The sequence below is a fragment of the Pseudomonas sp. CFBP13528 genome (assembly GCF_005233615.1).
GTDB classification, from domain to species: Bacteria; Pseudomonadota; Gammaproteobacteria; order Pseudomonadales; family Pseudomonadaceae; genus Aquipseudomonas; species Aquipseudomonas fluorescens_AM.
In genome coordinates this window covers 111,725-136,068 of record NZ_QGAJ01000012.1, presented here as the reverse complement: position 1 = coordinate 136,068, position 24,344 = coordinate 111,725, and the positions used below count along the sequence as shown (strand labels likewise).

General features: G+C 61.5%; 17 protein-coding genes. 4 read left to right on the top strand and 13 right to left on the bottom strand.

Annotated elements, in window-relative coordinates; translation table 11 throughout:
* Nucleotides 1–17: 17 nt before the first annotated feature.
* Complete coding sequence (locus tag PspCFBP13528_RS20345; protein ID WP_101220530.1) at nucleotides 18–2,393, bottom strand: RND family transporter; 2,376 nt, start codon at nucleotides 2,391–2,393, stop codon at nucleotides 18–20.
* 16 nt (nucleotides 2,394–2,409) lie between these two features.
* Nucleotides 2,410–3,477 (bottom strand): YCF48-related protein, encoded by a 1,068-nt coding sequence (locus tag PspCFBP13528_RS20340; protein ID WP_137201377.1) that lies wholly within the window; start codon nucleotides 3,475–3,477, stop codon nucleotides 2,410–2,412.
* A 315-nt stretch (nucleotides 3,478–3,792) separates the two neighbouring features.
* On the opposite strand from PspCFBP13528_RS20340, the gene PspCFBP13528_RS20335 reads away from it, so the two are divergent.
* Nucleotides 3,793–4,908, top strand: coding sequence for a Gfo/Idh/MocA family oxidoreductase (locus PspCFBP13528_RS20335; RefSeq protein ID WP_137201376.1), 1,116 nt, complete (start codon nucleotides 3,793–3,795; stop codon nucleotides 4,906–4,908).
* Between the two features lie 113 nt (nucleotides 4,909–5,021).
* Here the strand turns inward: PspCFBP13528_RS20335 and PspCFBP13528_RS20330 are convergent, their stop codons facing one another.
* The 10 genes from PspCFBP13528_RS20330 to PspCFBP13528_RS20280 all read right to left on the bottom strand — a co-directional run bounded on the left by PspCFBP13528_RS20330 (nucleotide 5,022) and on the right by PspCFBP13528_RS20280 (nucleotide 18,578).
* Nucleotides 5,022–6,725 (bottom strand): AMP-binding protein, encoded by a 1,704-nt coding sequence (locus PspCFBP13528_RS20330; protein WP_101220527.1) that lies wholly within the window; start codon nucleotides 6,723–6,725, stop codon nucleotides 5,022–5,024.
* Nucleotides 6,726–6,756: 31 nt separating this feature from the next.
* Nucleotides 6,757–8,055: an acetyl-CoA C-acetyltransferase gene (locus tag PspCFBP13528_RS20325; RefSeq protein ID WP_137201375.1), complete on the bottom strand. Its 1,299-nt coding sequence runs from the start codon at nucleotides 8,053–8,055 to the stop codon at nucleotides 6,757–6,759.
* Nucleotides 8,048–8,956, bottom strand: coding sequence for a MaoC/PaaZ C-terminal domain-containing protein (locus tag PspCFBP13528_RS20320; protein WP_137201374.1), 909 nt, complete (start codon nucleotides 8,954–8,956; stop codon nucleotides 8,048–8,050). Before PspCFBP13528_RS20320 ends, PspCFBP13528_RS20325 begins: the two co-directional genes overlap by 8 nt.
* 3 nt (nucleotides 8,957–8,959) lie before the next feature.
* Nucleotides 8,960–10,303: a 3-oxoacyl-ACP reductase gene (locus PspCFBP13528_RS20315; RefSeq protein WP_137201373.1), complete on the bottom strand. Its 1,344-nt coding sequence runs from the start codon at nucleotides 10,301–10,303 to the stop codon at nucleotides 8,960–8,962.
* Between the two features lie 152 nt (nucleotides 10,304–10,455).
* On the bottom strand, nucleotides 10,456–12,981 hold the full coding sequence (locus PspCFBP13528_RS20310) for an acyl-CoA dehydrogenase (protein WP_137201372.1): 2,526 nt from the start codon (nucleotides 12,979–12,981) through the stop codon (nucleotides 10,456–10,458).
* 232 nt (nucleotides 12,982–13,213) lie between these two features.
* Nucleotides 13,214–14,623: an outer membrane protein transport protein gene (locus PspCFBP13528_RS20305; protein WP_101220522.1), complete on the bottom strand. Its 1,410-nt coding sequence runs from the start codon at nucleotides 14,621–14,623 to the stop codon at nucleotides 13,214–13,216.
* Nucleotides 14,624–14,749: 126 nt separating this feature from the next.
* Nucleotides 14,750–15,253, bottom strand: a complete 504-nt coding sequence (gene praB, locus PspCFBP13528_RS20300) for an alkane oxidation protein activator PraB (RefSeq protein ID WP_178084447.1) — start codon at nucleotides 15,251–15,253, stop codon at nucleotides 14,750–14,752.
* A 118-nt stretch (nucleotides 15,254–15,371) separates the two neighbouring features.
* Nucleotides 15,372–15,866, bottom strand: a complete 495-nt coding sequence (praA, locus tag PspCFBP13528_RS20290) for an alkane oxidation protein activator PraA (RefSeq protein WP_065952717.1) — start codon at nucleotides 15,864–15,866, stop codon at nucleotides 15,372–15,374.
* 132 nt (nucleotides 15,867–15,998) lie between these two features.
* A complete protein-coding gene (locus PspCFBP13528_RS20285; protein ID WP_065952489.1) occupies nucleotides 15,999–17,279 on the bottom strand; it encodes an alkane 1-monooxygenase in 1,281 nt (426 codons plus the stop codon).
* 300 nt (nucleotides 17,280–17,579) lie between these two features.
* On the bottom strand, nucleotides 17,580–18,578 hold the full coding sequence (locus PspCFBP13528_RS20280) for an alpha/beta hydrolase (RefSeq protein ID WP_101220519.1): 999 nt from the start codon (nucleotides 18,576–18,578) through the stop codon (nucleotides 17,580–17,582).
* A 269-nt stretch (nucleotides 18,579–18,847) separates the two neighbouring features.
* Here PspCFBP13528_RS20280 and PspCFBP13528_RS20275 point away from each other — a divergent pair, with 269 nt between their 5' ends.
* The 3 genes from PspCFBP13528_RS20275 to PspCFBP13528_RS20265 are packed head-to-tail and all read left to right on the top strand — an operon-like array spanning nucleotide 18,848 to nucleotide 22,131.
* The gene (locus PspCFBP13528_RS20275; protein ID WP_101220518.1) at nucleotides 18,848–20,386 is read left to right on the top strand and encodes an NAD(P)/FAD-dependent oxidoreductase; all 1,539 of its coding nucleotides are present in this window, start codon (nucleotides 18,848–18,850) and stop codon (nucleotides 20,384–20,386) included.
* Nucleotides 20,383–21,273 carry an SDR family NAD(P)-dependent oxidoreductase gene (locus tag PspCFBP13528_RS20270; RefSeq protein WP_065952486.1) on the top strand — a complete coding sequence of 297 codons (891 nt, stop codon included), beginning with the start codon at nucleotides 20,383–20,385 and terminating at the stop codon, nucleotides 21,271–21,273. Before PspCFBP13528_RS20275 ends, PspCFBP13528_RS20270 begins: the two co-directional genes overlap by 4 nt.
* A gap of 15 nt (nucleotides 21,274–21,288) precedes the next feature.
* On the top strand, nucleotides 21,289–22,131 hold the full coding sequence (locus PspCFBP13528_RS20265; RefSeq protein WP_065952485.1) for a metal-dependent hydrolase: 843 nt from the start codon (nucleotides 21,289–21,291) through the stop codon (nucleotides 22,129–22,131).
* A 65-nt stretch (nucleotides 22,132–22,196) separates the two neighbouring features.
* Here the strand turns inward: PspCFBP13528_RS20265 and PspCFBP13528_RS20260 are convergent, their stop codons facing one another.
* Entirely contained in the window at nucleotides 22,197–24,266 is a 2,070-nt protein-coding gene (locus PspCFBP13528_RS20260; protein ID WP_137201370.1) for an EAL domain-containing protein, read from the bottom strand.
* Between the last annotated feature and the right edge of the window lie 78 nt (nucleotides 24,267–24,344).

Below are 24,344 nucleotides of genomic sequence, written 5' to 3'. Positions count from 1 at the left end.
CCTATGGGCAACCTGGCTCAGTGCGCAAACAACGAATTGCCCTTCTGCCCCGCCAGCTTCTCGGGCTTGATCAGGAACCGCGCCAGTGCCGGCAGCAGCCACAACGCGCCGAACATGTTCCACAGCAGCATGAAGGTCAGCATCAGGCCCATGTCGGCCTGGAACTTGATCGCCGAGAAGATCCAGGTGCACACGCCGATGGCCAGGCACAGGCCGGTGAACAGCACGGCTTTACCGGTGGACTTGAGCGTCTGGTAATACGCCTCTTGCAGCGGCAGGCCGGCGCGCAGGAAGCTTTCCAGGCGGCTGTAGATGTAGATGCCGTAATCCACGCCGATGCCGACGCCCAGGGCCACCACCGGTAAGGTCGCGACCTTCACGCCAATGCCCATGAACGCCATCAGCGCGTTGCCCAGCACCGAGGTCAGTACCAGCGGCAGCACGATGCACAGGGTCGCCGCCCAGGAGCGGAAGGTGATCATGCACATGGTCGCCACGCACAGGTACACCAGGATCAGGATGATCAGCTCCGATTCCTTGATTACCTCGTTGGTGGCAGCTTCGATCCCGGCGTTACCGGCGGCAAGGATGAATTCCAGGCCATCCTTGTTGTTCTCCCTGGCGAAGTCCTGCACCGCATGCACCGCGCGGTCGAGGGTTTCGGCCTTGTGGTCGTTGAGGAACACCAGCACCGGCGCCAGCGAGCAATTGTTGTTGTAGAGGCCATCGGCACGGGCGATGGAGTTGTTCAGCACGTCCGGGTTGCGCGACAGGGTTTCCCACTTCAGGTTGCCCTCGTTCATGCCCTTGATCATCTGCTTGGACACGGTCACCAGCGAGATCGCCGACTGCACGCCCTCGGTGTTCTGCATCTTCCACATCAACTGGTCGATGGGCGCCATCGCTTCATAGCGCGAGCAGCCTTCGGCGCGGGTCTTGACCATCACCACCAACACGTCGGAGCTGGTGGAGTAGTTGCTGATGATGAAGTTATTGTCTTTGTTGTAACGCGAATCCGGGCGCAGTTCCGGCGCGCCTTGGTCGAGGTCGCCGATCTTCAGGTTCTGGCTGTACCACAGGCCGCCGCCAAACGCGACCAGGGCCAGCAGCACCGACACCGGGGCGACGGTGGGGCTGGCGAATTTGGCCAGCAGGCGCCAGAACGGATGTTCGCGATTCGCGTCTTTCTTGCTCTTGGCGACAGCGCGCTTGCTGATGCCGACGTAGGAAATCGCCACCGGCAGCAGGATCAGGTTGGTGAACACGATCACCGCCACGCCAATGGAGGCGCCGATGGCCAGTTCGCGGATCACGCCGATGTCGATGATCAGCAGCGTGATAAAGCCCACTGCGTCGGCGAGAATCGCGATCATCCCCGGCAGGAACAGTTGCCGGAAGGTGCGCCGCGCGGCGGTGAGCGCGTTGTCCGCCTCGCTGGATTGCAGGGCGATGCCGTTGATCTTCTGCACGCCATGGGAAATGCCGATGGCGAAGATCAGGAATGGCACCAGCATCGAGTACGGGTCCAGTCCGAAACCGAAGAAGTGCATCAGCCCCAGTTGCCAGACCACCGCCACCAAGGTCGTGCTCAACACCGCAATGGTGCTGCGCAGGCAGTGGGTGAACCACAGCAGCAGAACCAGGGTGATGACGAACGCGACGCCGAAGAACAGCACCACCATGACCAGACCGTCGATCAGGTCGCCGACCTTTTTGGCAAAGCCGACAATATGGATCTTGACGTTGGGGTTCTGGGCTTCGAACTTGTCGCGGATCTTGTCTTCGAGTTCATGGGAAAACTTGCGATAGTCCAGGGCCAGCAACTTGCCTTGGTCCTGCGGGTCCGGATAAGACTCCAGCAGCGGGATATCGACGATGCTCGATTTGAAATCGTTGGCGACCAAACGCCCGACCTGGCCGGACTTGAGCACGTTGTTGCGCAGTTGATCGAGGCTTTGCGGCGAGCCGTTGTAGCTCTGCGGGATCACTTCACCGCCGGCGAAGCCTTCTTCGGTCACTTCGGTCCAGCGTACGCTGGGGCTCCAGAGCGACTTGAGGCCCGAGCGGTCGACGCCGGAGATGTAGAACACCTCGTCGTTGATCTGCCGCAGGGTTTCCATGTACTCCTTGGTGAAGATGTCGCCGTCCTTGGCCTCCACCGAAATGCGCACCGTGTTGCCCAGGTTGGCCAGGTCATTGCGGTGCTCCATCATCTTTTCGATGAAGGGGTGCTTGAGGGGGATCATCTTTTCAAAGCTGGTGGACGGGCGAATCAACGTCGCCTGCCAGAACAGGAAGACACTCACCAGCAGGCAGATCACGATCACTGCCGGGCGGTTGTTGAAGATCAGGCGCTCAAGAAAGGTCGCTTTATCGTTGTGATGACTGCTCATATTTCCCGCCTTCTTCTTATTTTGGCTCTTTATTCAGGAGCGGTTCGGCGCCGGTGGCCGTGGCGACGCGAACGCCGCCCTGCCCAACCAGAATCAAGTTGCCATTACCTGCCGCCGTCACCGCTGACAGCGAAATCCGGTCCGGGCGGTTGAATACGCTGAAGGTCTGGCCATTGTCGTGGCTGACCACCACGCTGCCACCATTGCCCACCACGACGATGGAACCGTCATCGAGCACGGTCGCCCCCGACAGCCCGAATTCGAGGGCACCCCGGGCGGCATTCAACTCGACCGGCTCCCAGGTGCTGCCAAAGTCGGTGGAACGGTAAAGGTTGCCGCGCAGGCCGTAGGCCAGCAGGGTGCGCGGCTGAGCGGTGCCGATCACGCCAAACAACGAGCCCTCGTAGGGACCTTCGAGTTTTTCCCAGGTCTGGCCGTCATCGCTGGAGCGGAACATGCTGCCCTGCTCGCCGACGATGAACAGGCCGGCGTCCTTGATCGAGGCGATGGCGTTGAGGTGGAACTGGTCTTCGTTGTCGAGACGGTCGCTGACGTCTTGCCAGGTCTTGCCGCCATCGGAGGTCTCGATCAGCGCACCATAGGCGCCCACGGCCAGGCCGTGATTGGCATTGTTGAACCACACGTCGAGCAACGGCGCTTCGCGCTTGAGGTCCTGGTATTGCTGGGTCCAGCTGGCGCCGCCGTCGCTGCTGGCAAGGATCTGCGCATCATGGCCAACCGCCCAGCCGCGCTCGGCATCGACGAAGAACACCGCCGTGAGCAGTTGCCGGGTGGGGACTTTGGCTTGAACCCAGGTGCTGCCCTGGTCATCGGAATAGAGGATATGCCCGCGATCACCGACCGCCACCAGGCGCTTGCCGGCGTGGACCACATCGATCATCAGGCCTTTGGCGGCCTTGGGGGATTCAATCGCAAACGCCGCCGCGGCGGGGGTATCGCTGGCGGCCTGGGCAATACCCGGTAATGCGACGGCTCCAAACAGCGAGAGCGCTGTGGCCAGCAACGCAACCTTGCGTGCGGCGCGTGGGCGGCAAACATCCCAACCCATGACAGGCTCACTCATAGACCTTTCTCCCATTTATTATTGTTAGGTCGTGTCGCCTGGCGCAGGGCTCTGAAACCTGCAATCTAGAGCGCCTGGGACAAGCACGGGCCATCCTATCGGGCTTTCGAATCGTCTGACAATCGGCGCTACGTTATCTTTTGTTAACTGACGGCATTTGGCCACAAGCTGAATATCGCTGCATCAGCTGAAATGATGATTCGCCTGCGCCTGGTGATCGCCACCCTAATGAATTTTTATTCTATCTATTGAATATTGAGAATATTTATTCCATTAATAGGCTTCCCGAAAACAATAATCCAAAGGACCACGGCGATGCGTGAACTCGGAATCGGCTTGATCGGCACAGGCTTCATGGGGCGCGCCCACGCGCTGGCGTTCAATAACGCCCGGGCGGTCTTCGAATTGCCGGTCACGCTTGCACTGGCGGCGCTGGCCGATGCCGACAGCGAACGCGCACAGCGTTGCGCCAGTGCCTGGGGGTTTGCCCAGGCCCATGCCGACTGGCAGGCCCTGATCGACGACCCCAGGGTCGATGTAGTAGCCATCACCACGCCCAACCACCTTCACTACCCCATGGCCATGGCCGCGATCGCGGCGGGCAAGGCGGTGTATTGCGAGAAGCCGCTGGCGGTCAGCCTGCAACAGGCCGATGCGATGCGTCGAGCGGCCAGCGCGGCCGGAGTGGTGACGCGCGTCGGCTACAACTACCAGCACAACCCGATGATCGTGCTGGCGCGACAGATGATTGCCAGCGGCGAACTGGGCGAGATCATCAGTTTCCAGGGCGAGTTCAGCGAAGACTTCATGGCCGACCCGGCCTCGCCCTGGTCGTGGCGCTGTGAGGTGGAACACGCGGGCGGCGCACTGGCGGACCTCGGCAGCCATCTATTGTCGATGGCCCGTTATCTGGTCGGCGAAGTGGTCAGCGTGTGCGCCGATACCCACACCGTCCACGCGCAACGGCCGGCCTCCCAAGGCAGCAGCGAATTGAAATCCATCGCCGTGGATGACCAGGTGCACGCCCTGCTGCGTTTTGCCAACGGCGCGCGCGGCACGGTGAGCAGCAGTTGGCTCAAGCACGGCTACAGAAACCACTTGAGTTTCGAAATCAGCGGCACCCTCGGCACCCTCGCGTTCGACCAGGAACGCTTGAACGAACTGCGCCTGTGCCGCGTCGGCCAGGACGGTTTCCAGCGTTTGCTCGCCGGCCCTGCCCTGCCCGGCTATGCCGCGTTCAGCCCGGCAGCGGGGCATCAGTTGGGCTACAACGAGCTCAAGACGTTGGAGGTGCAGGAGCTGATCATGGCGCTGGCGGGGCAACGTGGCGATGGCACTGATTTTGAGGCGGCGTGGGCGGTGGAGCGGCTGGCGACGGCGATTCGCATTGCGTCCAAAGAAGAACGCTGGGTCCAAGTGAACTCGATCTAAATGTGGGAGGGGGCTTGCCCCCGATGGCGGTGGGTCAGCCAATGATTCGGTGACTGACACTCTGCAATCGGGGGCAAGCCCCCTCCCACATTTGATCGCAGTCATCTTCACTATCAGCGCAAGGCTCGGCGCAGTACCTTGCCCACCGTGGTTTTGGGCAATTCCGTGGTGCGAAACTCCACATAGCGCGGCACTTTGTACCCGGTCAGGTATTCCCGGCAATGAGCGAGGATCTGCTCCTGGGTCAGGCTCGGGTCCTTGCGGACCACGATGATCTTGACCCTCTCGCCGGTCACGCCATCTTCCACGCCAATCGCCGCCACTTCCGCCACCCCTGGGTGCATCGCCACCACGTCTTCGATTTCGTTGGGGTACACGTTGAAGCCAGAGACCAGGATCATGTCCTTCTTGCGGTCCACCAGGCGAATGTAACCGCGTTCATCCATCACCCCGATATCACCGGTGGACAACCAGCCCTCGGCGTCCAGCACTTCGGCGGTTTCCTTCGGACGCTTCCAGTAGCCCTGCATCACTTGCGGACCGCGCACCTGCAATTCGCCCGGCTCGCCGACTTCGGCCAGTTCACCGTCTTCACGCATGAAGCGCACCCAGGTCGACGGCAAGGGCACGCCGATACTGCCGGTGAATGCCATCTCGCGCATACGATGAATGTCGATGGGGCTGATGCTCACCACCGGTGAGCACTCGGTCAGCCCGTAGCCCTCGACGATCGGTACGCCGGTGACGTCCTTCCAGCGCTTGGCCACCGCCGTGTGCGTGGCCATGCCGCCGGCAATCACCAGGCGCAGGTCGGAAAAGTCCCGCGCACAAAATTCCTTGTTCTCCAGCAGGCCGTTGAACAGCGTGTTGACCCCGGCGATCCCGTTGAAGCGCTCCTTGCGCAGGATCATCTGCACCCGCTTCACGTCCCGTGGGTTGGCGATCAGGATATTGCGCCCGCCCAGGCACATGAACATCAGGCAATTCACCGTCAGGGAAAAGATGTGGTACAGCGGCAACAAGGTGACGTTGGTTTCCTGCTTGTCCTGGTCCAGTTGATCGCCGACCCAGGCCTTGGCCTGCAACAGGTTGGCGATGATATTGCGATGGCTGAGCATCACGCCCTTGGCATCGCCGGTGGTGCCGCCGGTGTATTGCACAAACGCCAGCTCATCGCGGTCCAGGCTGACCGGCAGGTACGTCAGCCCCCGCCCCTGCTTGAGCACTTGGTTGAAACGCACGGAACCATGCAACCTGAAAGCCGGCACCTGTTTTTGCACGCTGCGCAGGATGAAGTTCATCGCCGCGCCCTTGAAGGTGCCGAGCAAGTCGCCGATGGCCGCCACCACCACGCGCTTGACGCTGCTGCCGGACACAACTTTTTCCAGGGTGTGGGCGAAGTTTTCGAAGATCACCACGGTCTCGGCGCCGCTGTCCTTGAGCAGGTGCTTGAGTTCATGGGCGGTGTACAACGGATTGACGTTGACCACCACCGCGCCCGCCAGAATCGTGCCCAGCAGGCAGATCGGGTACTGCAGGCAATTGGGCATCATCAGTGCGACACGGTCGCCCCGTTTCACCCCCTGGCCCTGCAGCCAGGCGGCGAAGGCGTGGCCCTGGATGTTCCAATCGGCGTAGGTCATTGGCGTGCCGATGCTGACATAGGCCACGCGCTCGCGGAATTTTTCCAGGTGCTCCAGGAACACTTCGCGCAATGAGGGGTAATCCTCGATGGCGGCATCGATGTCCGCCGGCACGCCGGGCAGGTAGGCGTTCAACCAGATGCGTTCGGTCTGTTCCAGGCTGATGGCGTTCATGGCAGTGTCCTTATTGTTGTTGTGGATGAGGCTACTTTTCGACGATGGCGGTAATACCCAACCCGCCCGCCGCACAGATCGAGATCAACCCACGACCGCCACCGCGCTCATGGATGGCCTTGGCCAGCGCCGCCAGTTGCCGCCCGCCGGTGGCGGCAAACGGATGGCCGCAGCCCAGCGAGCCGCCGTTGACGTTCATTTTGCTGCGGTCGATAGTGCCCAGCGGCGTGTCCAGGCCCAGCCGCTCGCGGCAGTAGTCCGGGTCTTCCCAGGCCTTGAGCGTGCACAGCACCTGGGCGGCGAAGGCTTCGTGGATCTCGAAAAAATCAAAGTCGGCAAAGCCCAGGCCTTCACGCTTGAGCAGGCGCGGTACGGCGTAGGCCGGGGCCATCAACAGGCCTTCGGTGCCGTCGACGAAATTCACCGCGGCCGTTTCGCCGGTGCGCAGGTAGGCCAGCACCGGCCAGCCATTGGCGGCGGCCCAGGCTTCACTGGCCAGCAATACCACCGAAGCGCCATCGGTCAGGGGCGTCGAGTTGCCGGCGGTGAGCGTACCGCTCTGGCGGTCGAAGGCCGGCGCCAGGCCGGCGAGCTTTTCCAGGCTGATGTCGGCGCGCAGGTTGTTGTCCCGTGCAAGGCCCCGATGGGGGCTGATCAGATCGTCGAAGAAACCGCGCTGATAGGCCGCGTCCAGGCGTTGGTGACTGGTGAGGGTCAATTCATCCTGGGCCAGGCGTTTGATCTGCCAGCGCCTGGCCATTTCTTCGCAGTGCTCGCCCATCGACAGGCCGGTGCGTGGCTCGCCATTACGCGGCAGCAGCGGCTTGAACAACATCGACGGACGCACCTTCAACAGGGTCTTGAGTTTATCGCCCAGGCCCTTGGCCCGATTGGCCGCGAGCAAGGTGTGGCGCAGGGATTCGTTGATGCCGATGGGCGCGTCGGAGGTGGTATCGGCGCCCCCCGCGATGCCCACTTCGATCTGGCCGAGGGCGATTTTATTGGCCACCAGCAACGCGGCCTCAAGGCCCGTGCCGCAGGCTTGCTGCACATCGTAGGCAGGCGTCTGCGCGGACAATGTGGTCGACAGCAGCGACTCCCGGGCCAGGTTGAAATCGCGCGAATGCTTGATCACCGCACCGGCGGCAAACTCACCCAGGCGCTGGCCATGCAGGTTGTAGCGGTCCACCAGGCCTTGCAGTGCGGCCACCAGCAAGTCCTGATTGGTCTCATGGGCATAGACGGTGTTGGAACGGGCAAACGGCAGGCGGTTACCGCCGATGATCGCCACGCGTCGGCTCGGGGGCGGATTGAAGCTGTATTCACTCATGCAAGGCACTCATTCCAGGCGGTTGATCCCACATAAACAACCCGCGCATATGCGGTTGGTCACCGGCCACAGTGCGCACTTCGAACTCGCGCAGCGGACCGGTCACAGGGTGACTCCACAGGGCGACCTGGCCGGGCAGAAAGATCGGCAGCTTGAAATCGCAATGGGCCTCGGCACGGGCCAGGCCACCCGGTGGCTGCTGTGCGGCCAGTGCCCGGCCCAGGGTCCACATGCCGTGGGCGATGGCGCGGCGAAAGCCGAAAATCTTCGCGCCCACTACCGACGTATGGATCGGATTGAAGTCGCCCGAGACCTGGGCAAAGCGGCGCCCCAGATCGGCAGGCAAGACCCATCGCTGAGTGCGCAGCAAGCCCTCTTCCTGTAACGGCAAGGCGTCCACCCACAACTCCCCGATGGGATTTTTCACCTCGCGGCGCAGGTACAGGCTGTCGCTTTCCCACACCAGGGTTTCTTCAGCGTAGGCACGGGTGGCGATGCTCAGCGCCTGCCCCTTGGGATGGGCAACCCAGCGTTCGCAATACACCTCCAGGCGCAGCGCCTGACCTTCATGCAAGCGTTGATGCTGACGAATGCGATTGGCCAGGTGCACCATGCCGCTGGCCGGGTACGGAAAGCTGGGGCGGGTCAGCAGCATCAAATGCAGCGCAAACGCCAGCACATGGGGATAGGACAGCGGCACGCCCTGCTCGCGGCGAAAGCCACAGGCGCGGCCATAGGCGGCAATGGCGGCGCCCGACAGTTCCACCGCCGGGCGTACCAGGCGTTCCCTGGGCAATGGCGGCACGGCGTCGGGCTTGGGCTTGCGCAAGCCGCGCACCCCGTCGAGCAACAGTCGGGTGCGCGAGGGCGGCGGGTCGATAATCTGCGTCACATAGTCCATGGCTCAGGCTCCCAGCAGGCTTTGGCCGCACACCCGCACTACCTGGCCATTGATTCCGCCCGAGGCGGGATGGGCCAGCCAGGCGATGGTCTCGGCCACGTCGATCGGTTGCCCGCCCTGGGACAGGGAATTCATGCGCCGCCCGGCCTCGCGGATCATCAGCGGGATTTTCGCGGTCATCTGCGTTTCGATAAACCCTGGCGCCACGGCATTCACCGTTACCAGCCGCGCCGCCGCCAGCGGGGCCAGGCCCTGCACCAGGCCGATCACCCCGGCCTTGGAGGTGGCGTAGTTGCTTTGGCCGAGGTTGCCGGCAATCCCGGAAATCGACGACACACAAACGATGCGCCCGCCGGGGTTCAGGCCCTGGTTATCCAGCAGCGCCTGGCTGAGCTGCAACGGCGCTTCAAGGTTGACCGCCAGCACACTGCGCCAGGCAACGTCGCTCATCTTGGCGATGGTCTTGTCGCGGGTAATCCCGGCGTTGTGAACCACCACATCGAAGGCGCCGTATTGGCCGACATGCGCCTGCAATAACGCGACGGCGTCCGGCGCGGTGATGTCCAGGGGCAGCGCCGAGCCGTTCACGCTGTCGGCGGCCTGTTGCAGCGCCAGCTGGGCCTGGGGCACGTCGACACACACCACATGGGCACCGTCGCGCGCCAACACCTGGGCAATGGCCAGGCCAATGCCCCGCGAGGCACCGGTCACCAGGGCGCGCCGGCCGGCGAACGGCCTATCCCAATTAACACTCGGCGCGTCGTCCAGCGGTTGTTCCAGGCGTACCACTTGCCCTGACACATAGGCCGAACGACGCGACAGAAAGAAGCGCAGGCTGCTGTCCAACGCGTCTTCGGCGCCGGGCGCCACGTAGATCAATTGCACGGTAATTGCCCGGCGCAGCTCCTTGGCCAGCGAGCGCACCAAACCTTCGAGCGCGCGCTGGGCGACGGCCTGGGGCAAGTCCCGGCAGTGTTCGGGGGCAGTGCCGAGCACCACCACGCGGGCGTGTTGGCCCAGGCGCCTGGCATTGGCGTGAAAGAACCGGTAGAGCTCATCCAGGTGCTGCAGGTCGGTCACACCGCAGGCATCGAAAACCGCGCCTTGCACCTTCACCGTGGACGGCGCCCTGAGGGTCGCGGGTGTGGCGGCGACGGTATCGGTGCTAGTGAAGATGCGCTGCACCTGCTCCGCCAGTCGCCCTGCCCCGGCGACGATCACCGGGTTGGCCAGACCCTGCTGGCCGCTGCGGTGGCGTTGCAGGGGCAAGGGTTGCGGCAAGCCGACGGCCTGGGCCAGGCGACGGCCCCAGGAGGAGTTGACGAAAGAAAGGTAGCTGTCACTCATAGATAGATCCATTCACAACACAATCCTGCCTTGGAAACCCGGTCACCTGTGGGAGGGGGCTTGCCCCCGATAGCGGTGTGTCTGCCCACCCAGATGCACCTTGTAGCCGCCATCGGGGGCAGGCCCCCTCCCACATTGGGACCGCGTTTGGGTTAATTGACCGAAGCATTTTCACTCTGGCTGGCACGCCGCTTGGCGGCGGGCTCCAATGCTTGCTTGCGCTGCTGCAGGGCCTCCAGCAAACCGAAGTCCTGCGGGAAATCGTCGACCTGGATAGCGTGGTCGGCGTATTCCACGTAGCGTGCGAGCAACGCGTCTTCGTCGTCGCTGATCAGGTCCTGCGCCCGTGCCTTTACGCGCCAGCCGGTAAACGCCGTGGTCGAGATCGGCATTGGCTCGAGCAGGCCTTGCTTGATGGCGGGCTTGAGCCGTGCCTCGATCAGCTCAACCTGGGGCAACAGGCGCAATCCCAGCTCTCCGTAGGCCAGCTTGTCGATTTCCGGGCGGGGGATGTAGGAATTGGCCAGCAGCCGATCGCGGGTTTCGCCGGGCGTCTGCACCACATCGGCTACCTGGGCCAGCAGGCGATCCGACGGTTTATGCAAGGGAATGCCGAACGGAAAACTTAAACCCCGCAGCACCGCGGCAGCGAGTTTCGAAGGGTAATTGTCGAGCACTTCAGCCAAGGCTTCATGGGCGCGCAGCAGTGCATCCTGGGCCGCCCAATGCACCAGCGGCAGGTCCGCCTGGGGCCGACCGTCATCCTCGAAGCGCTTGAGCACGCAGGACAGGATGTATAACTGCGAAAGAATATCGCCCAGGCGCCCGGTGATACTTTCCTTGCGCTTGAGGGCACCGCCCAGCACGCCCATGGAAATGTCCGAGACCAGCGCCAGCACAACCGACAGTCGATTGGCCTGACGATAGTAGGACGCCAGCGCAGGGTCGGTCTTGGCCGGGGCAGACAGCAACCGGCCACCGGTCAGTGCATGCACCGCCGCACGCACGGTGTTGGCCAGGACAAAACTCACATGGCCGAACATCGCGCTGTCGAACGCCTCCAGTGCCTTGCGCCGATCCGGGTGGCGCGCCGCTTCCATCTCGCGGAACACATAGGGATGGCAGCGGATCAGGCCCTGGCCGTAGATGATCAGGCAGCGGGTCATGATGTTGGCGCCTTCCACGGTGATGGCGATCGGGCTTTGCTGATAGGCACGGGCCAGGAAGTTGTTGGGCCCCATGCAGATGCCCTTGCCGGCGACGATGTCCATGCCATCGTTGACGATCATGCGTGCGCGCTCGGTGACGTGGTATTTGGCAATGGCCGAGATCACCGAAGGTTTCTCACCGGCATCCAGGGACGCCACCGACACCTTGCGCACCGCGTCACAGGCATACAGGTGCCCGGCCATGCGCGCCAAGGGCGCCTGCACCCCTTCGAACTTGCCGATGGGCAGGCCGAACTGCTTACGCATCGCCGCGTAGGCGGTGGTGCCACGCACCGCGACTTTGCCCAGGCCGACATTGGCCGACGGCAGCGAAATCGCCCTGCCCGCCGCCAGGCATTCCATCAGCATGCGCCAGCCGTTGCCGACTTGTTCGCGGCCGCCGATCACCCACTCCAGCGGAATGAACACGTCCTTGCCGGTGGTCGGTCCGTTCTGGAATACCGCGTTCAACGGCCAATGGCGACGACCGCTGTTCACACCCGGATGGGAGGTGGGAATCAACGCGCAGGTAATGCCCAGAGAACCGGCGGCACCGAGCAGGCCGTCCGGGTCTTCGGCACGGAACGCCAGGCCCAGCACCGTGGCAATCGGGCCGAGGGTGATGTAGCGCTTGTCCCAGGTCACCTTGAACCCCAGCACTTGCTCACCTTCGTGCAGGCCTTTGCACACGATGCCCACATCGGGAATTGCCCCGGCGTCGGAGCCGGCATACGGGCTGGTCAGCGCAAAGCACGGGATGTCCTCGCCCCGCGCCAGACGCGGCAGGTAGTAGTTGCGCTGGGCGTCGGTGCCGTAATGCAGCAACAGTTCGGCGGGGCCCAGGGAGTTGGGCACCATCACCGAAATGGCCGCCGCCGAGCAGCGGGTCGACAATTTCATCACCACCTGGGAGTGCGCATAGTGGGAGAAGCCCTTGCCGCCGTACTGCTTGGGAATGATCATGCCGAGAAAACCCGCGTCCTTGGTGTACTGCCAGCCCTCGGGGGACATGTCCTGCCACACCTGCGTGGTTTCCCAGTCATTGGCGATGTCGCACAGGGTTTCTACTTCGTTGTCGAGGAACGCCTGCTCTTCGGCACTCAGGCTGGCCGGCGCGGCTTGCAGCAGGCGCTGCCAGTCAGGCTTGCCGCTGAACAGCTCGGCGTCCCACCACACCGTGCCGGACTCGATGGCCGCACGTTCGGTATCGGACATCGCCGGCATGATCGTACGAAACAGCACCAGGGCCTTGCTGGTCAACAGCACACGGCGCAGGGGTTTGATCGCCAGCACCACGGCCGGGAGCAGCACCAGCACCGCCGCGACGGTGACGCCGAATGCGGCCACCACGTTGAACAGATAACCGGCCGCCAACCAGACCAGGCCAGCACCCAGCCAGTGGGGGGCGCAGGCTTGTCGATACGCCAGGGCAATCGCTGCGGCGAAACCCACCAATAACCAGATAACCATGGGGATACCTCTACTTGATTCAGGGTGCGGCACCTGCGGCCGCTCGGATTGAGCGACGGCTTAGCGCCACACTACAAACTCGCAAAGACAAATTCAAATTTTGTTTTGAAATTTTTATTTAATTCTTTGGCGAAAAAATAACGGGCCGAGCGGGTCAGCCTGTCAAGTCATTAACGGGTTGCATCGGCACGCCTGCGCGACCTGTCAGCACAGGTCGCGCGCCATCAACGGTTCAGAACGCGTAAGTCGCTGAAAGGCTGACCACTTCACCCTTGGCGTCGGCTTTACCGTCAAGGGTTGCGCCACCCAGGCGATCCTGGTTGTGCGTCCTGAGCTTGGCCTTCTCGACGAATTGCCGCGAGTACGCGCCGTCGATGCTCAAACCGGGAACCGCGCGGATGTTGTAGCCAAAGCCCAGGGAGGCGAACACCCGATCCCCGTCTGGGATACGCGGGTCACGCGTAGAGTTGCGGGTCGGCGTCTGGTCGGTGGCGACACCGGCGCGGAACGTGAAGTCGTCGGTAAATTTGTAGTCGCCACCCAGTGACACCATCCAGGCGTCCTTGTAGTTATAGGGAATCGACACGAGCTGCGTGCCCTCGGACTTCAATGTCAGTGCCTTGAACGACGACCATTGAGTCCAGGTGACGCTGGCGCCCAGCGTGAGGCGATCATTGAACTGGTGGACCCAGTCGACGGAGGCGTTGGCGGGAACGTCCAATTGGGTGGAAGCCTTGGCGCCGTTGACGTTAAGGTCCAACCCCGGATAAGCCAGCGCCGGCAAGCCGCCTTCGATAAGTGACTTGTTCGCCTCGTCGGCATACAGGCTGTACTTGCCTTCGAGTTTATTCTTGATTTTCGCGTGGTAATTCAGGCCCAGGGTATCGAATTCGGTAGGCTTCCAGACCACCCCGGCAAACCAGCCGACCGAGGTGTTGTCCACCTTGACCCGCATCAGCGAGGAGCCGACGCCGGAAGGGAACGGGATACCGATTTCCGGCGACAAGGCTGCGGCGGAATACAAGTCCAGATTCTGGCTTACAAAGCCTTTGGTGTGCTGGACGATGGCGCCGGCACCTACCGAAAACTGGTCATTGACCTTGAACGACAGCGAGCCTGTGACACCTACCGTTTCAATGCGCGTATCAACGGCAAAGTCGCGACCGATCCAGTCTTCATCCCAGGTGGTGCGCGCACCCATCGGCACCACCTGACTCAGCCCGAACGCAAAACGGTCGTTGATCGGTACCACCATGAAGCCGGTTGGCAACCAGGCGGTAAAGCCCCCTTGCCCACCATCGCCGGTGCGCGGGGTGGAACTCAAATCCGTAGGGTCGACCGCCGCAGGCGCGTTGCCTGCATAGTCCGTGGCTGTGCCTTTGTATTTAACGTTGATGCGCGCGTAATCGACGGTAAATTGAGAAATTGTATGATCGATGAAAGCCATGCCGGCCGGGTTATTGTAGGCCGCGGAAGGATCATTCTGGAACAGTGAGCCACCCCCGAAGGCACGTCCCCATCCGGGAGCGCCGAAGGTCGGCGTGGTGAAACCACCGGCGTGTGCGGGTCCCGTTGCCGTGATCAGGCCGCCGAGAATTGCCAGGCTCAACAACGTACGTGTCTGATGCTTCTTATTATTCATGCTCCACTCCTTATTGTTCTTATCCTCCGAGATCGGTTGTCCCGACCTGGCCTCCCGCAGCCAGTGCCCCTTGCGAGACACTGGCGTGTTTTAACGTGTGATCATCACGTCAAACGCTCACGGCATTTATGGGGTAACGGTAAAGGCCGGGCTTGGTGTAGCGGTCAGAGCAGTAATTTTGCAGGAGCCGACGGTTTGTGTGCTTGGCACCTTCAGCTGGTTGGTGGAGTTGTTGAAGCCGACATTGATGGTCACCGGCGAAGCGGAGCAATTGTTGAGAATCTGGAAATTCACGCCCGACACCGTACCGTTGAAGGCATCAGGGCCACCGCTTGCCACATTCAATGTCCACGGCAGGCCCAACAACTTGGGTACGCCACACAGCGCGTTGGAACCGTTGACCGTTGCGCCTGTGATCGAAGCGCTCGAGCCATCAGCCGCGACGGAACCGGTGAAGGCGATGTTGCAAGTCACTGGGAGGTTCAACGACGCGGGCGAAGTTACGGTGATCGAACCCGATGTAGAGAACGCCGTACCGGCAGGCGCGATAGTGGCAGCGTTGGCCATCGACACTGCACCAAGGCTCAGGGCGAACGAAGTTGCACAAACGAGGGTTTTCAAGCTTTTCATTATTTTGCCTCACATATAATGGCGAGTTATTTCGCCTGGGATAATGGCCATGAACACGAAGTCACGATGAAACTGCAGAACTTCGCACCCCAGCCAAATTCAATTAAGTCCGACAAACTTATTCAACCACTTTGAAACCAGGCGGCATCTTGATCGACACCGTTTTAATCGTGCAGTCATCACCAATCGGTACATTGGCAGCCTCCAACTTGCCGGTGGCGTTATCCCACGTACCTACTGCGGTAGAAGGACCGCACTTGCCGCCCAGGCCGAAGGCATGCACATCCACGCTGATCTTCGACATCGAGCCGCTTTTTGTATCCTTCGCAATCAAGAGCCATGGCAAGTTAATAGCTTCGACCCGACTGCACTTGAGCCCGCCGTCGAATGTCACCTTGTCGATATTGACCGACGTCCCATCGGCCGCCACCTTGCCCGCGACCTTGATGGTGCAGTCGGCACTGATCAACGCGCCCTTGGAAAAACTGATTGGGCCCTGGGCGGTAAATGCACTACCGGCTGGTTCGATACGGGCGGCCTGTGCCTGGTGACAGGCGATCAGGCCCAGCGCGGCCAAAACGACATTAACGGTGAACTTGATAGTGACACGAATTACTTGCATGTTTACGCCCTTCCCTTGAATTTATTTTCGTTGGGTAAACAACCGTCTTGCAAATAAGCTAACAAATAATCGACGTAGAAATCCTTATCGAAATACACTCGAAAAAGCGTTTTCTATTTCAAATTAAAACGGCTTGGCGTCGCCACTGTACTTCGCCAGATACTTCACGCGCTGTGACGGCTGAAGATTGGTCAAGGTTATATCGCCGGCATAATGATTCAATACACGATGGTCCATCCGTCGGCGCCACAAGTAAGGCACATACGCCCAGACAATCATACTGGCGTAGCCGTAAGGAAGTTGCGGTGATTCATCAAAGTGGCGCAGCGACTGATAACTACGGGTTGGATTGGCATGGTGATCGGAATGCCGTTGTAACTGGAACAAAAAGATATTCGTCACAATCCGGTTGCTGTTCCAGGAGTGACGCGGCGAACACCGTTCATAACGACCGTTGGGCAACTTCTGCCGTTTGAGGCCGTAGTGCTCGACATAATTGACCACTTCTAACAGCGAGAAACCGTAGATGCCCTGGATAATCAAAAACGGGATCACTGCCGCGCCCAGCCAGGCAATCATTGCGCCCCAGAGCAGCACGCTGTACATCCAGGCGCTGAGCACGGCGTTCTTCCAGTGCCAGGCCGGCAGCCCGAGTTTGCGCAGGCGTTCGCGCTCCAGGTTCCATGCCGAGCGTGCGCTGAACCACACCGAACGCGGCAGGAAAGCCCAGAAGCTTTCACCCAGGCGCGAGCTGGCCGGATCTTCCGGTGTGGCGACGCGCACGTGGTGGCCCCGGTTGTGTTCGGTGTAGAAGTGGCCGTAGAAGGTCGGCGCCAGGGTTACCTTGGCCAGGAACACTTCCAGAGGCTTGGGCTTGTGGCCCAGCTCATGGGCGGTGTTGATCGCAATACCGGTGGCAGCCCCGGTGGACATCGCCATGCCCAGATAGGTGAACCCACTGACCTGACCGTGCAACTCGGTGCGCGCGGTCATGAAGGCGGCGGTTTTTGCCAGCCAGTTGGAAGGATCCAGCGTGGCGGTTGCCTGCACAAGCCCGCCGCGAATGATCCAGTCAATGCCGCCGGCGGCGAGCCAACCGGTGATGACCACCGAGGCGATCACAAACAGCACGCCGGTGTAGACGATCCAACGGTAATAGCGTTGGGATTCGAGATGGCTGACGGCAGATTCGGGCGGGTTGCTGACATCCTCACCCAGTAGGCCGTCGATCAAGGGGATCAAGCCGAAGATGACCAGTACACCGACCCACCACAGTTGCTGGATACCGGTGCCGATCGCCAAGGCACCCGAGAGCAAGGGGGTCGCCAGGGGCATGATGCCCAGCCACCACAGGTACCGCTTGCCGTCGGCCCACACGCCTGGAACAGTCAGAGCGGGGTTCATGGCAACCTCCGAATGCATCCGAAGGCAGAAAAGGCAGTGACGCAGCGCTGAGCGCTGCGAGAAATCGACCATGCGATAAAAGGCGTTTTTTTCATTATTTTATTCGCTCTTAGGCATTTCAAAAACTGTTTCAAATTGGACATTGAAATAATTTTTTTAAATAAATAGCGCGGAATCGTTAGGTCGTCAACTAGTTTATCCGGGCCTTTTTTCCGTGACCGGGCAGTCTCTTTTTCAGACCGTTGGCCAGGTGTCTAGGGCAAGCGTTGACGCGCTGGAACCGCGAACGAAATGGCACGATTATTTGCTCGCCACGGCGAACGGAGGATGCAACACAGTGGCGGCCTGTACAGGTCGAACCCGCCTGGCGACCTGCTCGACCAACGCCACCACGCGCTCGGTGGCGGTGATTGGCAGCATGTGCCCACGGTCTTCCACGACCTGCAGCTTCAGCCCAGACACCTTGCTGGCCAGGCCCTGGCCATGTTTTTGAAAGTCGAGCACTTTGTCACGCGTGCCGTAGATAAGGCCGATGGGCAGCGTCAGCTGCGGGTAGCGCGTGACCATGTCCGGCAAGTGATCATTGACCCGGTTGATCTCGGTGGACGCCGCGTAGAAGTTGTCGGGCCGCATCCCCAGCAGGCCACCGCCGCGCGTGGCGAAGTCCGGCGGGGCGGCATCGGGGGCGAACACGCCCTTGACCACCGCCCCCTGGGTCAACAGGCCGACGGGCATCGTCAAGGTGCGCGACATCCAGCGACACAGCCAGGCAGGGCGCACCGCCAATGACAGGAAGACCAACGGCAACATGCGCTGGGGATGGGTCAAGGGCGCCACCAGGATCAAGCCCGATACTGCGTGGGGATGATCAAGGGCCAAGGCCAGGGCAATTGCCCCCCCCAGGGAATGCCCAAGCACCAGCGGCTTGTCCAGGTCGAGGGTCTTGATGAAGGCGGCAATCTGGCGAGCCTGGGCCGGCAGATCCGCCGCCGTGCCACGCTGCCGAGTGGAGTAGCCCGAGCCTGGCCGGTCCACGCTGATAACGCGAAAATGCTCACGTAACTGACCGGATAACGCGTAGGTCAGGTTACGGCTGCTGCCCATCAGCCCGTGGACCATCACCAGCGCCGGGCCTTCGCCTTCTTCTACATAGTGAAAGCGCTCGCCATCCACCTCGACAAAGCGCCCATTGATCGGAACAGCCGTTTCGATGCGCCGTGTCATCCAGGCACTGAACACCCACAACACAGCGCTCGCGCCTATCACCACACCCGCAGCGACAACCCACTCGACAGCCATAGCTCGGTCCTCTGCTTCCCTGCTGCTGACGACCTGACCGGGATTGATCGAGGCCTCAACTTTCGCGCTTACCTTGGCCCCAACCTCTATGCGCGTCTGTCGGACAAGTCGCATGTATCGAACAAGACCCTGGCGCAGGCGAAATTTTCAGGTAGATTATTTAAAATCTTTTTTAAAATAATTAATTCAATTTTTCTTTGCAATGGTGTTCTATCTAAAACACACAACAAAAAAACGGGAGCACATCCGATGCCCAGAAAGGACAACCTATGAATGCCCACAGTGACAACGTCGACATCGCGATCATCGGCTCAGGCTTCGCCGGCCTGTGCATGGCGATCAAACTCAAGGGAGCCGGGTTCACCGATTTCTTTGTCGCCGAGCAGGCCGACAGCCTGGGCGGCACGTGGCGTGACAACCACTACCCCGGCTGTGCCTGTGATGTGCAGTCCCACGTGTATTCGTTTTCCTTCGCACCCAACCCGGACTGGACGCGCCAATTTGCTCCCCAGGCGGAGATTCGCGCTTACCTGGAGCACTGCGCGCAGCGTTTCGAGCTGGCGCCGTACCTGCGCTTCGGCATGGGCTTGCAGCGGGCGGTGTTCGATGATCAGCAACAGCGCTGGCGACTGACGTTCAGCGATGGCCGCCAGGTCAGCGCGCGCGTGCTGGTGTCGGGCATGGGCGGGCTGTCGCGCCCGGCACTGCCGGACATCCCCGGGCTGGACAGTTTCAAGGGCAAGCGTTTCCATTCGCAGCTGTGGGACCATGACTACAGCCTGAAGGGCAAGCGCGTGGCGGTGATCGGTACCGGCGCCAGCGCCATTCAGTTCGTGCCGCAGATTGCGCCGCACGTCGCGCACCTGGACCTGTTCCAGCGCACACCGCCCTGGATCATGCCCAAACCCGACCGACCTGTCTCAGGTGTCGAACGCTGGCTGTTCAAGCATCTGCCGTTTACCCAGAGGCTGGTGCGCGGCGCCTTTTATTGGGCGCTCGAAGGCCGCGTGGTGGGCTTTGCCCTGCACCCGCGTTTGATGAAGATGGTGCAGAAAATCGCCCTGCGCCACCTGCGCAAACAGGTGGCCCGCCCTTCCCTGCGCAAAGTCCTGACACCGGACTACACCATTGGCTGCAAGCGTGTGTTGATCTCCAACGACTACTACCCGGCGTTGTCACGCAGTAACGTCGCGGTGGTGACCGATAACGTGCTGCGCATCGAAGCCGATGGCGTGATCACCGCCGACGGCATCAAGCACCCCGCCGATTGCCTGATCTTCGGCACGGGGTTCCAGGCCGCCGATCCTCTGCCCCGTGACTGCATCATCGGGCGCAACGGCGTCGACCTGATGGACACCTGGCATGACGGCGCCCACGCCTACAAAGGCACCACGGTGCCGGGCTATCCCAACCTGTTCCTGATCGTCGGGCCTAACACCGGCCTGGGGCACAACTCGATGATCCTGATGATCGAGGCCCAGGTCACGTACATCCTTGACGCGTTGCAACAGATGCAGCGACAGCGCATCACCATGGTGGAGGTCAACCCCGCCGTGGAGCAGGCCTACAACGAGCACTTGCAAGGCAAGCTCAAGCGCACCATCTGGAACACCGGCGGGTGCCGCAGCTGGTACCTCGACCCGCGCACGGGCAGGAACACCACGCTGTGGCCCGCCTCGACGTGGCGCTTCAAGCAGATCACCCGGCATTTTGCGCTCAAGGACTACCTGGTCAGCCGGGCGCCGGTTGCATCGGTGCCGCGTCCGGAGCCAACCCCTCATTGCGCCACAGAAGGCAGCCTGTCATGAAGTCATTCAACGGCCGCGTGGCGGCGATCACGGGAGCGGCCTCTGGCATGGGCCGCGCATTGGCCCTGGCCCTGGCACGGGAAGGTTGCCACCTGGCCCTGGCCGACAAGAACAGCCAGGGGCTGGAGCGCACCCTGGACTTGATCAGGGCTTCGACCCTGTCACCGGTGACCGTCACCCTCCAGGTACTGGATGTAGCAGACCGCCAAGCCATGCTGGAGTGGGCGGCGCGTTGTGCGGCCGAGCACGGCCAGGTCAACCTGGTCTTCAACAATGCCGGCGTGGCGCTGTCGAGCACCGTGGAAGGCGTGGACTATGCCGACCTGGAGTGGATCGTCGGCATCAATTTCTGGGGAGTGGTGCATGGCACCAAGGCGTTCCTGCCTTACCTGAAGGCCAGTGGCGACGGGCATATCGTCAACACCTCGAGCGTGTTCGGCCTGTTCGCCCAGCCTGGCATGAGCGGCTACAACGCCAGCAAGTTCGCGGTACGCGGCTTTACCGAAGCGCTGCGCCAGGAGCTGGACCTGCAACGCTGCGGCGTCTCCGCCACCTGCGTGCATCCCGGCGGTATTCGCACTGATATCTGCCGCAGCAGCCGTATCGACGCGAACATGACCGGCTTTCTGATCCACAGCGAACAACAGGCGCGCGCCGATTTCGAAAAGCTGTTTATCACCGACGCCGATCAGGCCGCCAAGGTGATCCTGCAAGGTGTGCGCAAAAACAGGCGCCGCGTTCTGATCGGCCGCGATGCCTATTTCCTCGACCTGCTCGCCCGTTGCCTGCCGGCGGCTTATCAAGCGCTGGTGGTGTTTGCCAGCAAGCGCATGGCCCCCAAGCCACGCACGCCCGTGTTTGAAACCAACGACGAGCCTCGCCTCTGAACAGGAGTACGCCCCATGTTGCCGATTCGCCGTGATATCCGCTTCGCCCTGCCCGCCGGGCGCATCACCAACTGGCATGAGCAAGGCCCGTTCGTGACGCACTTTTTCAATGCCCTGTCGCTGCTGTTTCCCCAGGGCGAGCTGTTTTTCATGGACAGCGTGCGCCATTACCGCACCCGCATCGACGATCCGGATCTGAAGAAGGAAATCCAGGGCTTCATCGGCCAGGAGGCCATGCACAGCCGCGAACACGTGGCCTACAACGAGCTGCTGCAAGCAGCGGGCCTGCCTGCGCACCGCCTCGACCGGCGCCTGAAATTCTTCCTGGACCTGCAGAAGAAACACCTGCCACCGTCATTCAATCTGGCGGTGACCATCGCCCTTGAGCACTACACCGCGATGCTCGCGGAGATCCTGCTGAGCGACCCGTCGCGCTTTGGCGATTCACTCAAAGGCTACCGGCAGATGTGGTATTGGCACGCCCTGGAAGAAACCGAACATAAGGCAGTGGCCTACGATGTGTGGAACACGGTGATCAAGCCTGGGCCCGGACGCTACCTGCTGCGCACCGGCACCATGCTGTTTACCACGGTGCTTTTTTGGCTGGTGGTGCTCGACTTCCACGTGCGCCTGCTGATTGCCGACCGCAAGTCGGGTGGGCATCTGAAGGGGTTCTGGCGCATGCTCAAGTTTCTGTACGGCCCCAAGGGCGTGTTTCCACGCATGCTGCGGCCCTGGCTGCATTATTTCAAACCCGGATTTCATCCCTGGGATCATGACAATCGCGCCCGGCTGCAGGGGATAGATGGGCTGGTCGAGGAGATTGAACAGACCAATCGAGCCTACGAGGCCGCCTAGGCGGCCTGAAAATGTGGGAGCCCACCCGCTTCCACACTCACACCGGGGCCGCCTTGCCCGCTTGATCAAGCCAACGCGGCCCGCTCACGCACAAACTGCGGCATCTCATCCCCCGGCAACGCCCTGCTGAAATACCATCCCTGAATAAACAACTCGGCGCCCGTATTCAGGAACGCCAATTGCTCGGCGGTCTCGACCCCTTCCACCACCACGCCCAGGTTCAATGCCTCGCAGAAACGCAGCATGCCCGTCAGCACCTGCGCGCCCTTGGGATCGTGCTGGGCGACCACGAAGCTGCGATCGATCTTGATGAAATCGACCGGAAACTGGTGCAGGTAGCTCAACGCCGAAAATCCGGTGCCAAAATCATCGATATACACCTTGGCCCCCAACGCCTGCAGTTTGCCAATGGTCTGACGGGTGGCCTGGATATCGCTGACCAGCGCATCTTCAGTGATCTCCACCGACACCCAGCCGTGGGCCTGGGCGAGGATCTCTACCAGGCGATCACCATAGGCCGCATCCTTGAGCGTGAAGCTGGACACATTGATGGTGATGGGCAATTCAAACCCGGCCTTCTTCCACTTTTGATGTTGGCGCACGGCCTGGGACGCCACCCACACGTCCACGTCCGGCATCAACCGCGCCTGTGCCAGCCATTGCAGGAACTCCCAGGGCGAATGCACCGTGCCCTGAGCGTCCCGGGCCCGCATCAAGGCTTCGCAGCCGGTGCACAGGCCGGTGCGGGTGGAGACTTGTGGCTGAAATTCAAGATAGAAATCGTAATCGCTGATCTGCTGGATGCGGCTCAACTCAACCGCCTGGCGGGCCAGGGTGCGATGGGACGCCAGGATCGGGTCGAACTCCAGCAACCGGCCTTTCTCCTCAAGGCCGCGAAAGGTCATGTCCAGTGACTTGAGGTACACCGTGCCGCCCTCACTGGCCTGGCGATGAATCGCCCGTACATAAGGCGCATACACCAGCGTGCCCAGGCCCAGCAGCACCACCTGCAGCACCACGGCAGCGATATCGCCATGGGTGCTGAGGTAAGCATTGAGCAACACCGGCGCGGTAAACGGCACGCTGGCCACTGCGGGTGACACCCAGCCCAGTTGCACCACTGCCAACGCCGCCATCCCATTCAACGCCGGCACCAGCAGAAACGGGATGAACAACCGCGGGTTGAGGATGATCGGCAAACCGAACAACAGCACTTCGCTGACATTGAATAACGAGAGCGGCAAGCTGGCCATCGCCAGCAACCGCATGGACCGGCTCCTGGAAAACAGCAGGATTGCCAGGAGCAGGCACAATGCGCTGCCCGACCCGCCGATAAACGCGAAGCTGCCCAACAGGCCACTGTTGAGCAGGTAGCGGACCGGCTCGCCCGCAGCCAGCGCCGCACCGTTGAGCGTCACGGCCTGATCCAGCACATCGAACAGCGGCTGCAGGGCGTACACGCCGTGAATGCCAAAAAACCACAACAGCGAGTTCATCAAGGTCACGAACAACCCGCTGCCGTAGGGCGCCTGTAACGCATTGAGCACCTGCGGCCCCTGCAGCTGCGCCACGTAGGGGATCTGCAGCAGCAACGACAGCACCACCACCAGTGCCAACGCGCTGATCACGCCGGGCAACACCATGTTGATCGTGCCTTTGAGGTTGTGTCCGATCAGGTCTTCATGGACCAGGCGTGTCCAACGAAAACGGTGCAGCCAGGCAACGGCAGGCACATTGATCAGCGGCGAAGCGATGGCAATGAACAGCAGAAAGGTGGCTGAAGCCCGAGGGTAGTCACGCAAGAGAAACGTGGCCACCACCACATGGGTCAGGCACAAAAAAGCGATCGGCAGCTGTGGCAAGCGGTGCTGAATGGCTAACATATAACCGATGGAGGCTGCAACGAGCAGCGGGATGACCGAGCTGATGCGGTCATGCAGACCCGCCAGGAAGCTGACGGTCTGAGGGCTGAACCCGATCATCCTGGCGCACTCGGACAGGATAAGGAAACCGGCGGAGACCAGCAGACAGGGCAGGATCCACAACAAGCCCTCCCGAATCGCACGCAACGACTCGATACTGGCCAGGGCCGCCAAGCGCTGGGTCAGGAATAGTTTGAACAGCGTTTGCGCCATGAGCCGCCCTCTGCCCGTATTCACGGGTTCTGGAGATCAGCGCCGGAATACGCGTCAACGCTACACGCCCTGATGCTC

Coding starts and splice junctions, on each gene's coding strand:
- PspCFBP13528_RS20345 (WP_101220530.1), bottom strand. CDS start 2,393: ATGAGCAGTCATCACAACGATAAAGCGACCTTTCTTGAGCGCCTGATC.
- PspCFBP13528_RS20340 (WP_137201377.1), bottom strand. CDS start 3,477: ATGAGTGAGCCTGTCATGGGTTGGGATGTTTGCCGCCCACGCGCCGCA.
- PspCFBP13528_RS20335 (WP_137201376.1), top strand. CDS start 3,793: ATGCGTGAACTCGGAATCGGCTTGATCGGCACAGGCTTCATGGGGCGC.
- PspCFBP13528_RS20330 (WP_101220527.1), bottom strand. CDS start 6,725: ATGAACGCCATCAGCCTGGAACAGACCGAACGCATCTGGTTGAACGCC.
- PspCFBP13528_RS20325 (WP_137201375.1), bottom strand. CDS start 8,055: ATGAGTGAATACAGCTTCAATCCGCCCCCGAGCCGACGCGTGGCGATC.
- PspCFBP13528_RS20320 (WP_137201374.1), bottom strand. CDS start 8,956: ATGGACTATGTGACGCAGATTATCGACCCGCCGCCCTCGCGCACCCGA.
- PspCFBP13528_RS20315 (WP_137201373.1), bottom strand. CDS start 10,303: ATGAGTGACAGCTACCTTTCTTTCGTCAACTCCTCCTGGGGCCGTCGC.
- PspCFBP13528_RS20310 (WP_137201372.1), bottom strand. CDS start 12,981: ATGGTTATCTGGTTATTGGTGGGTTTCGCCGCAGCGATTGCCCTGGCG.
- PspCFBP13528_RS20305 (WP_101220522.1), bottom strand. CDS start 14,623: ATGAATAATAAGAAGCATCAGACACGTACGTTGTTGAGCCTGGCAATT.
- praB (WP_178084447.1), bottom strand. CDS start 15,253: ATGAAAAGCTTGAAAACCCTCGTTTGTGCAACTTCGTTCGCCCTGAGC.
- PspCFBP13528_RS20285 (WP_065952489.1), bottom strand. CDS start 17,279: ATGAACCCCGCTCTGACTGTTCCAGGCGTGTGGGCCGACGGCAAGCGG.
- PspCFBP13528_RS20280 (WP_101220519.1), bottom strand. CDS start 18,578: ATGGCTGTCGAGTGGGTTGTCGCTGCGGGTGTGGTGATAGGCGCGAGC.
- PspCFBP13528_RS20275 (WP_101220518.1), top strand. CDS start 18,848: ATGAATGCCCACAGTGACAACGTCGACATCGCGATCATCGGCTCAGGC.
- PspCFBP13528_RS20270 (WP_065952486.1), top strand. CDS start 20,383: ATGAAGTCATTCAACGGCCGCGTGGCGGCGATCACGGGAGCGGCCTCT.
- PspCFBP13528_RS20265 (WP_065952485.1), top strand. CDS start 21,289: ATGTTGCCGATTCGCCGTGATATCCGCTTCGCCCTGCCCGCCGGGCGC.
- PspCFBP13528_RS20260 (WP_137201370.1), bottom strand. CDS start 24,266: ATGGCGCAAACGCTGTTCAAACTATTCCTGACCCAGCGCTTGGCGGCC.